The 7,070-nt window shown below is 69.1% G+C and carries 6 protein-coding genes and 1 pseudogene; 6 read left to right on the top strand and 1 reads right to left on the bottom strand.

What is annotated here, in order from left to right:
- Nucleotides 1–453 precede the first annotated feature (453 nt).
- The 3 genes from BCD48_RS19785 to BCD48_RS19775 all read left to right on the top strand — a co-directional run bounded on the left by BCD48_RS19785 (nt 454) and on the right by BCD48_RS19775 (nt 3,976).
- Nucleotides 454–2,082 (top strand): penicillin-binding transpeptidase domain-containing protein, encoded by a 1,629-nt coding sequence (locus tag BCD48_RS19785; RefSeq protein WP_241841865.1) that lies wholly within the window; start codon nt 454–456, stop codon nt 2,080–2,082.
- A gap of 128 nt (nt 2,083–2,210) precedes the next feature.
- Nucleotides 2,211–3,380, top strand: coding sequence for an AAA family ATPase (locus BCD48_RS19780; protein ID WP_198543315.1), 1,170 nt, complete (start codon nt 2,211–2,213; stop codon nt 3,378–3,380).
- Nucleotides 3,381–3,388: 8 nt separating this feature from the next.
- Nucleotides 3,389–3,976: a TniQ family protein gene (locus tag BCD48_RS19775; protein WP_071049915.1), complete on the top strand. Its 588-nt coding sequence runs from the start codon at nt 3,389–3,391 to the stop codon at nt 3,974–3,976.
- Here the strand turns inward: BCD48_RS19775 and BCD48_RS19770 are convergent.
- The gene (locus tag BCD48_RS19770; RefSeq protein ID WP_071049914.1) at nt 3,934–4,770 is read right to left on the bottom strand and encodes a class I SAM-dependent methyltransferase; all 837 of its coding nucleotides are present in this window, start codon (nt 4,768–4,770) and stop codon (nt 3,934–3,936) included. The two genes, BCD48_RS19775 and BCD48_RS19770, sit on opposite strands and share 43 nt — an antisense overlap.
- Before the next feature lie 226 nt (nt 4,771–4,996).
- Between BCD48_RS19770 and BCD48_RS54965 the strand changes: the two are divergent.
- From BCD48_RS54965 to BCD48_RS19760, 3 genes and pseudogenes are all read left to right on the top strand, one after another.
- Nucleotides 4,997–5,155: pseudogene (locus BCD48_RS54965) on the top strand (recombinase family protein); the annotation flags it as partial.
- A 59-nt stretch (nt 5,156–5,214) separates the two neighbouring features.
- A complete protein-coding gene (locus tag BCD48_RS19765; protein WP_071049913.1) occupies nt 5,215–5,982 on the top strand; it encodes a class I SAM-dependent methyltransferase in 768 nt (255 codons plus the stop codon).
- A gap of 173 nt (nt 5,983–6,155) precedes the next feature.
- The gene (locus tag BCD48_RS19760) at nt 6,156–6,980 is read left to right on the top strand and encodes an alpha-ketoglutarate-dependent dioxygenase AlkB (RefSeq protein WP_083418912.1); all 825 of its coding nucleotides are present in this window, start codon (nt 6,156–6,158) and stop codon (nt 6,978–6,980) included.
- The last annotated feature ends 90 nt before the right edge of the window (nt 6,981–7,070 follow it).

The raw sequence follows: 7,070 nt of genomic DNA, 5'->3' as shown, positions 1-7,070 counted from the left end.
CCCAAGCCCTCGACGACGCCTGCGAGCTCTACCACGCAGACCTCACCTACACCACCGACTGAACCCCCGCAGGACTTACGCGGGGCCGCACTAGGGCGGACCGCGGCGTCCGGGCGGCGGCGGCCCGCGCCGAGCGTTGAGCTGCCACGCCCCGTGTTGGCCATCACATAACGCTCGTGTCTGCCTTTGACGGCATGAATCGCCACCCGTAGCGTGCGCGGCATGGACCCGTGGACGCCGGATCCGGCCGAAAACCGTTCATGGGCAGACACGGGGTACGAGTCGAAGAACTCAGCCCACCCGGACAACTCAGCCGACCCGGAGGCGGAGTACGACACGGCGTACGAGTGGCGGAACCCGCCCCCCTCGGACACGGAGCGCGGGTGGCAGGACGCGCCTCGCCCGGCCAGGCGCCACCGAGGCCGGAGGAGGCCGTGGAAGTTCATCACGCTCGTGACGACCGTGTCCGTGGTCCTCGTGGTCGGCGTCACCGCGACCATCGTGAGCGTGATCGCGCCAGGCAAGAAGAGCCATCCCGTCGTCGGGTTCGTACCGACGGGGGCCTCCCCCGAGCAGGACGGCGAGCAGATCACCACCGCGTTCCTGCGTGCGTGGGGGGCCGGCAGCCTCGGGTTGGCGGCCGGCTACACCGACAGCCCGCAGGCCGCCGGGGCGGCGCTCGCCGCGTACCGCGAGGGCCTCCATCTCGGGACGCTGAGCGGCTCGCCCACCGGCGCCACTGAGCTGACCGAAAGGGCGCCGCCCGAGACCGCGTCGACGCCGCGGGTCAAGGTCGCCTTCGCGGTGAACGCCCTGGTCGCGACCTCGGCAGGCACCGGGACGATCAGTGGTACCTGGAGCTACCACTCGTCGCTGGTCGCCTACCAGAAGCCGGACTCGCCAGCGTGGTCCATCGCGTGGGCACCTGACGCTCTCGCGCCGAACCTCACCGCGACCACCCACCTCGCCGCCGTCCCGGTGGCGCCGAAGGCGACGTCCGTCGTCGACTCCAGCGGCAACAGTCTCACCTCGTATCAGGACCCGGGCCTGAACACGATCGCGGGACTACTGAAGGCCAGCCCACCCAAGGACCTGGGGCAACCGGGACTCGCCGTCGAGATCCAGTCCGCCGACGGCACGCCGGTCAAGGGCACCCGGGCTGCAATCACCACGCCGGTCGACGCCACCCTGGCCACCACCATCAACGCCAAGGCGGAACAGGCCGCGCGCAGCGTCGTCGCGGAGCACCCGCAAAGCTCGATCGTCGCCATCCAGCCGTCCACCGGCCAGATCCTGGCCATCGCCAACAACGCCGGCTACAACGACTTCGCGCTCACCGCCGCGGTGGCACCAGGCTCGACCGGAAAAATCATCTCGGCCGCGGCACTGATCATCCAGGGGGTCCTCACCGCGAGCACCCCGGTCGCCTGCCCCGCCGTCTACACGGTGCAGGGCATCAGCTACCACAACGATAAGGACGAGTCCGAGCCGGCGTCGACGCCGTTCTCCTACGACTTCGCCCAGTCCTGCAACAACGCGTTCAGCCAGTGGTGGCAGCAGGAGAGCAACGGCCGCCTCGCCTCGGTCGCCAAGGAGTACTTCGGCCTCAACCAGCCCTGGGACATCGGCCTCGGCAAGCCTGCCACCTACTACAACCAGCCGGCAAGCGCCAGCGGCTCCGAGCTGGCCCAGAACATGTTCGGCCAGGGCCACATCACCGCGTCTCCGCTCGCGATGGCCTCAGTGGCGGCCACCGTCGCGGACGGGACCTTCAAGCAGCCCATTCTGCTGCCCGGAGCCTCGCAGATCGCCGCGACGCCCCTGCCCGCCAGCGTCGACTCGCAGCTGAAAACCATGATGCGCGATGTGGTCACCGAGGGCACGGCCGCCGGGCTCGGGTTCGGCCCGACCGTCTACGCCAAGACAGGAACCGCGGACGTCGACAACCAGGGGCAGCCCAACAGCTGGTTCGTGGCCTTCGACCCAGCCCAGGACATCGCCGTCGCCTGCCTTGTCCTCAACGCCGGGTACGGCGCCCAGTTCGCCGCCCCGGAAGTTCAGCACTTCCTGTCCAGCTATTAGATCAAGGTCCCGGACTCGCTGGACATGCAATGCTCGACGCCGGCCTGTCCGGCGACATCCAGCAGAACTGCCATCGGAACCCAGTAAGTCAGTGCTGCGCCTAGTGACACCGAGTCTGGGAAACCCCGGTGGCTCGCCCCGACTGGAAGATCAACGGAGGAACCTACAGCTTGACGTTCGCGCAGTGGCGGGCGATGAGCCCGCGCCAGCGTCAGCTCCACGACCTGCACCGGCTCGCCACCCACGCGAACCTCGTGGTCCAGGAAACACCGATGAGCGCCGCGGTGTCGCGGGTGATGATGTCCCGAATCCGCAGCAACGCGATCAAATTCAGGCCGAGCACCCGGGCCGGGCTGATGGTCAACGGCGGCGGCTACCAGGGCAAGACCGAGACCGTCTGCGAGACCGCAGCGGTCTTCGAGGAACAGTGGCTGGAGCTCCACCACCAGCTCAACCCGGATGCACTGCCCGGCACCCGCGATCTGCACGCCCCCGTCGCCTACGTCCAGACCCCGGTCACCGCGAAACCGAAGAGCACCTGCGAGGCGATCCTCGACTTCTACGGGGAGCAGCACAAGAACATGACCCTCCCGCAGCTGGTGCGCACGGTGAAGACCGCGTTGCACGAGCACGGGACCAAGGTGTTGATCCTCGACGACATCACCCGGTTGAAGATGCACCGCGAAGCCGACCAGGACGTGCTCGACCTGATCCGCAGCCTGATGAGCATGTCGGTCACCCTGGTCCTCGTCGGTGTCGGCATCCCCGCCTCCGGGCTGCTGCGCGAAGGCCGCCACGACCCGCGCACCGGCCAATGGGTGTTCCCACCCGCCGGCACCCGCGGCCGGGCCGCCGGCGACGAGGCCGCCACCCAGACCGAACGCCGTTTCGACCTGGTCGACCTCGATCCCTTCCGCTACGACACCCCCACCGACATCGACGCCTGGATCAGCCATCTGGCCGGGATCGAGAACCAGCTGCGGCTGCTGCGCGCCGAGCCCGGCATGCTCACGGCCGGGGACACGCCCGAATACCTGTTCCGCCGCGCTGGCGGCATCGTCGGCCTGCTGGAACGGCTGATCGAGGACGGCTGCACGGCAGCACTCGACAGCGGCGAGGAGCGGCTGACCTCCAACCTGTTGGACGGCGTCACGATCAACCTCGGCAACCCGCCGCGCCGCGATCCCACCGCCGGCGAGCTGCCCACCGTCCCCGGCCACCCCCGGCCGACCACCAAGACACGTCGTCGACCACGCAGCACCGTCTTCGACGACCCCGGCACTTCTTCCACCGCCTGACTGCGCCGATGAGATCTCGCCCGCTGCCCCGCAGCCTCGACCCGCTGTCCGACGAAACGCTGCCTGGCTACCTGCTGCGGCTGGCGCACCGGCTGGACCAGCCCCTTGGGCACCTGGCGGCTATCACCGGACTTCTCCTTCCCCAGCAGCAATCGTCGATCCCAGCCAGACGCCTGCTCTGGATGGACCCGGCCACCACACAGCGATTCGCCGACGCGACCCGGCTGAGCTCCCAGGAAGCCGCGGCGTTGGCCCTGGCCAACCTTGGCGGTCGCTACCCGCCACTTGACCTTGCCCCCGATATCTGGATCCGCCAGGCCAGCGGAATCACCGGACTCGTCCGCTGGGTGTTCACCCAGTCCACCCGCTACTGCCCTGACTGCCTGGCCGGAGACGGGAGCACCATCCAACAACGCCACGGCGGAGCCTGGAGGAAATCCTGGCGGGTGCCCGTTGTGTTCGCGTGCACCATCCACGAACGTCCGCTCGCCGTCCAAGCCCGTGTGCTCGACCTCCAGCCGGGCGCGGGCGGGGCACCGTGCCGCGCGGGCGGCTACGCAGGGGCCGTTCGGGGTGATCTCGCTCGGAGCGAGTAGAGGATCGGGAGGTAGGTGTCGCCGAACGGGAACCGACGGGTGCCGTCGGGTCCTTCGGGCAGGATGCGACTTCCGGGGAATTCGGCCTCGGTGTGCTCGCCGAGCCGGTCGATGATCAGTCCCGATCCGGCGGCCGCTGTCACGATCTCGCCCACCGAGTGCGGGTACTGGACCACCTCCTGTGCGGTCATCGGCAGGTCCGGGTCCGCATACGTGCCCGTGACGACCTCACGCTGGGGCTCCCCTCCACCGTAGGGCCAGTCGGCCACGAGCGGCTCATAGGTGGCCAGGGTCTGGTAGGCGGGATGCAGGTCGACCAGCACCAGCCTTCCTCCCGGCCGCAGCGCCATCGCCGCACCACGCATCCACGCGTCAAGGTCCCCGATCCAGCACAGCACCCCGTAGGTGGCGATCACCAGATCGAACCTGCCCGCCAAGCCGGACGGTAGATTCTGCGTGTCCGCCTCGACGAAATCGGCGGTCAGGCCCGCGAGCTCGGCCAGCTCGCGTGCCCGGACGATCGCCGTCGACGAGAAATCGACACCGGTGACCCTGGCACCCAGACGGGCCCAGTTGAGTGTGTCCATGCCGAAGTGGCACTGCAGATGCAGCACATCCTGGCCGGTCACATCACCGGCCAGCTCCAACTCGATCCCGTAGAGCGTCTGCCGGCCCGCCAGGAACGAATCGACGTCGTAGAGCATGTCGTTGGGGGTCGTGCCGTGTGCCTGGGCACGAGCATCCCAGAGGGCGCGGTTCGCGGCGAGCCCGTCATCGGGAGAGTTTCCGTTCATGCCCGCAGTGTGGCAGGCCGATTCGAGCGAGTGCCGACACCTGGTGGGTGTTGAGAATCGATCGATTCTCAACACCCCGCCCGAAGTCCCCCGCGCAAACTGGCAGCCCCGGAAAATCTGTCGGAAAAACATGTTGAGAACTCCGATTGTTCAACAACTCGGAGGGAGCCGTTTTCCCTACACTTTCCAGGTGTGACGACCCTCCCCGACGGCTCCGCCATCTCAGGTGATCCGTCAGGCCGCCGACGACTTCCTAGACGCCGAGCCCGCGATCCTCACCGGCGCCCTCGTCGGGTACGCCCGGGTGTCGACCAAAGACCAGCGCCTCGACCGGCAGACCGCCCAGCTGACCCGGGTCGGCTGCATCCGGATCTTCGCCGATAAGGCCTCCGGCAAGGCCGCCGACCGAGAAGAGCTCGCCAAGGCCCTGGACTACCTACGGCCCTGTTTGCCGGGACAGCCTGGTACTACGCGCGATTTCGACCCGGCTACCCTCCAGAGCTCATCGATGAGGTGGTGCGGCGCTTCCGTCTCGACGGCACCGGCCGGCTCCTCGACCTCGGCTGCGGCACCGGCCAGCTGGCTCTCCCGCTCGCCCGTCACGTCGGCGAGGCAGTCGGCGTTGACCCGGAAGCAGAGATGCTGCAGGAGGCGGCCGCGCAGGCCAGGGCCGCCGGGATCACCAACGTGACCTGGACGCTGGACCGCTCCGGCGACCTGCCAGGCAACTTCGGGCGGTTCCGGCTGGTGACGATGGGCCGCTCGTTCCACTGGATGGACCGGGACCAGGTCCTCGCCGCTCTCGCCGGCATGGTCACCGACGACGGCGGTCTGGTAATCGTCGGCGACTCCTGCCTGGTCCAGGCGAGCACCCCCTGGCAGCGCATGGTCGATGCGGTGCAACAGCGCTTCCTCGGGCCTGACCACAATCCCTCCCACGCGGCGCCCACGCAGGCCGCCGAAGGCCCCGAGTCGGTCCTCGCCCGCTCCGCGTTCCAGCATGTCGAACGCTTCACCTACGAGTTCTCCCGGCGCTGGACCATCGAACGGATCATCGGCTACCTCTACTCGACCTCGATTCCCCTGCGCCACCTTCTCGGCGACCAGCGGTCCGCCTTCGAACACACCCTCACAGACGCGCTGCAGGAACTCTCCGACGCCGACCTCGTCGAAGCCGTCACAGTCGGGGCGCTCATCGCCACCAGGACATAGCCGACAAGTAGTACTCGTTCTCGCCTACGCGATCTCCCGCCGGTGCGGGTGCACCCGCACCCGCCAAGTTGGGCTTGGATCCGCCAACTATCGCTGGGGGTCACAGCACGCTCGGGACGGCCATCAACGCCATTTCACCACACGTTCGAACACCTGTTTGATAAGGTGATCGCATGGTGGGAGCACCATTCCAGGCGTCACTGCTCGACACGGACCTGCTCGACACGGACCTGCTCGACACGGACCTGCCGCACGTGGATCTGCTCAACCCCGCCCCGCGCGACGCTGGCTTCGCCGACGCGGGCGTATCGGGCGCGGGAGCGGCGGCGCGGGTCAGGCCGCCGGGCGCCGGGCTGCGACGGCATCGGCTGGCCGGCGGGGCGTGGGTCGACGTGCGGCGGCATTGGATCGCGGGTGCGGACTCACTGTTCGAGCGGCTGCGTGCCGAGGTCCCCTGGCGGGCCGAGCGGCGGCCGATGTACGACCGGACGATCGACGTACCCCGGCTGCTCCGCTTCTACGACCAGGGCCAGCCGCTTCCCGATCCGGTCCTGGACGCGGCCCGGCAGGCCCTCGACGAGCATTACGTGGCGGAGCTCGGCGAGCGGTTCACGACCGTCGGGCTGGCCTTCTACCGCGACGGCCGCGACAGCGTCGCCTGGCACGGCGACCGGACCGGCCGCGGCTCCACCGAGGACACGATGGTCGCGATCCTGATACTCGGCGCCCCGCGGGCACTCCTGCTACGCCCCCGCGCAGGCGGCCCCGCCGACCCCCGCTGGGTTACGCGCCCGGGCGGCAGGGGCACTGGCGCCTATCCCCGCCCCGGCGGCACGGAGGCCGGCGGGACGACGCCGATCCGGCACGAGCTCGGCCACGGCGACCTGCTCGTCATGGGCGGCAGCTGCCAGCGCACCTGGGAGCACGCCGTCCCCAAGACGGCCCGACCCGTCGGCCCCCGCATCAGCGTCCAGTTCCGCCCCCGAAACGTCCGCTAGTGCGTTGTCCGCGAATGCGGGTCGGTTCTTGTTGATCAGGCGGCGTTTCTGGTGTGGCCCCAGCGGTGCTGGCGTTCGGAGTGGATACGG

The sequence above is a fragment of the Pseudofrankia coriaricola genome (assembly GCF_001854805.1).
Lineage (GTDB): Bacteria > Actinomycetota > Actinomycetes > Frankiales > Frankiaceae > Pseudofrankia.
The sequence above is the reverse complement of the archived record's forward strand: the minus strand, read 5'-3'. Positions and strand labels throughout refer to the sequence as shown.